Source organism: Streptococcus cristatus (assembly GCF_001578775.1).
Classification (GTDB): domain Bacteria; phylum Bacillota; class Bacilli; order Lactobacillales; family Streptococcaceae; genus Streptococcus; species Streptococcus cristatus_A.
This window is the reverse complement of sequence record NZ_KQ969062.1, coordinates 142,198-144,208: the sequence shown is the minus strand read 5'-3', so window position 1 is coordinate 144,208 and position 2,011 is coordinate 142,198. Positions and strand designations below refer to the sequence as shown.

Genomic DNA, 2,011 nt, shown 5'->3' with positions numbered 1-2,011 from the left:
GTATTCGCTGTGCTACCCTGTGAGTCTGCTGAGCCTATGTCTACTTTAATCCCCATTTTTCTCCTCCTTTTGTGATTCAAGACGGCGTTGTTGAAAAAGAAGTTCCTCTTTTTCATCCTCTAGCATACTCACCGCTTTTTTTAGTTCTTCTTTCCTCTCGGTGATAAAATCATCAAGTAGCTGTTCATTTCTTTTTAACATTTCTATATCTTCAAGGCGATCCATCTCATCTTTAACTGATAATGGATAATATCCTAATTCTCTATATGGGATGAAGTTTGTTTGACAAAGATCCACAATCTCTGTCGCAACGTAAGAAAACTGATTTCTTTCTTCTTCTAGCTTTGATAATTTTGTTTGAATCTGTTGAACGCTACATTGAATATCTTCTAATTTTCTAGTTTTTTCCATCCTCACTCCTTAAACAAATTATTTTGAGGAACAAATGACGGATTTGAATACAGAGAAGGTAGACCAGTTGTCCCCTTATTTTGATCCAAGGGCAAACTATTTTGCCACAATGTACTGATCTTCTCATCTGCTACTTCAAATTCATTTGCGGCACTATGAATTAGCTTTACAAATTCACCTATTTTCGATTGAATATTTTTAGCAATAGATGCTTCATTTATAATCAATCTTCTTCCTACCGTATTAGCAGTGTAAGAGCTTGTCTTATCTCTAGTAACTGTACCAGCAGTAGTAATGCTATTGCTTGCTGATACAATTGCAGTCGCAATAGTGCTTGCCTTACCTTTTTCACTTTTTACTTGTCCCATGCTCAATAACCTTTTTAATTATCCTTTCTACTATCTAAATCATCAAGAAATAAGGTTAAATCTTAAGTATCAAATAATTTTTTACTTATTCTTACTAATTTTGAGTTTGATGACTTCTTTCCGAGAATGTAAATAAACCTGATCGGGATCTGGAGCCATATCTCGGCTATACATTCCTTTATCTAAAAAGGTTTGATCCATTAGGCGCATACCAAAGATGACCCATTGGATATTTGTCTTGAGGTATCTAGGAATTGGGTCAATACTTGTCCCAATATAAGTATAATCAGTACCAATAATAAACCTCATCCCTACTCGATACCCCTTCTCAAACATAAATTGAAGCTGTTGTTCATTTAGATTACTCTCGGATACCAGTGCTTTCATATTTGGTATAAAAATGATCCATTCAGATGATATACCTTTTTCAAGACGGCGCTCTATTTCATAGATTAGCTGATTTCCTATGTCCGACAGTTCCTTTTTACTTCCAACATAGGTTTTCACCTGATCACTATATGCCTCATATTCTTGGAAAGCATCAATCAACATCATATGGACGTTAGGCAATCTAAGAATAGTTTTTATTAAATGATGAGTTATATTATCAAAAGCATCTTCTGCATTCGATACATAAGCCATATGTTTAAATTTGCTAAGAGAGATATTGATACTTCCAACCATTTCTAGCTCCAAACCAATCGGCAACTCACGATTCTGAATCGCTTCTTGTACACTAGGCAAATTGAGAAATACATCCATGGTCAACTCCTCCGGCACCATCGGAATGGCACTTGGGCGCTGTCCTGTCCAAGCTTCTTGGAGAGAAGCCACTTCCTGGCGCAGGTTGTTGAGAACCTGGGTGTCATTGGTTCCTGAGACTGGGAGAGCTAACTGGATCACATCCACCTCTTCACGTTTCATCAGTGCCCGTCCCTTAATGTCTTCCATGGTCATGGCAAGGGGCGTAGAGCCCACGATTGCTCGCACCTCGCTCACATCATTCTGTGGCAGGCTCAACTGGTGCTTGAAGTTCGAGTAGAGTTGAGCCCGAAGGTTGGACTGTCGACCCGCTGTCATCAAGAGATGCATCCCGATACTGAGACCTTCACGAGAGATGCGCACCAAGAGCTTAAAGAGTTCTGCCTCATAAGCCTCCTCCTTGATGGCCTCATAGCTGTCTAAGAGGATAACAATAGCCGGCTCCTGCTGACCACTAGCCTCTCGGTAAA

General features: G+C 39.3%; 2 protein-coding genes and 1 pseudogene. All 3 read right to left on the bottom strand.

The genetic code is table 11. The annotated features are described in order from the left end of the window. Positions 1-45 precede the first annotated feature (45 nt). Positions 46-411 carry a hypothetical protein gene (locus SCRDD08_RS00695; protein WP_061421995.1) on the bottom strand — a complete coding sequence of 122 codons (366 nt, stop codon included), beginning with the start codon at positions 409-411 and terminating at the stop codon, positions 46-48. Positions 412-413: 2 nt separating this feature from the next. Next, positions 414-779 carry a TIGR04197 family type VII secretion effector gene (locus SCRDD08_RS00690; RefSeq protein ID WP_061421994.1) on the bottom strand — a complete coding sequence of 122 codons (366 nt, stop codon included), beginning with the start codon at positions 777-779 and terminating at the stop codon, positions 414-416. A gap of 81 nt (positions 780-860) precedes the next feature. After that, positions 861-2,011 (bottom strand): annotated as a pseudogene (locus SCRDD08_RS00685) (type VII secretion protein EssC); the annotation flags it as partial.

Excerpts from the sequence above, each read along its gene's own strand:
- SCRDD08_RS00695 (WP_061421995.1), bottom strand. The coding sequence starts at position 411 with ATGGAAAAAACTAGAAAATTAGAAGATATTCAATGTAGCGTTCAACAG.
- SCRDD08_RS00690 (WP_061421994.1), bottom strand. The coding sequence starts at position 779 with ATGGGACAAGTAAAAAGTGAAAAAGGTAAGGCAAGCACTATTGCGACT.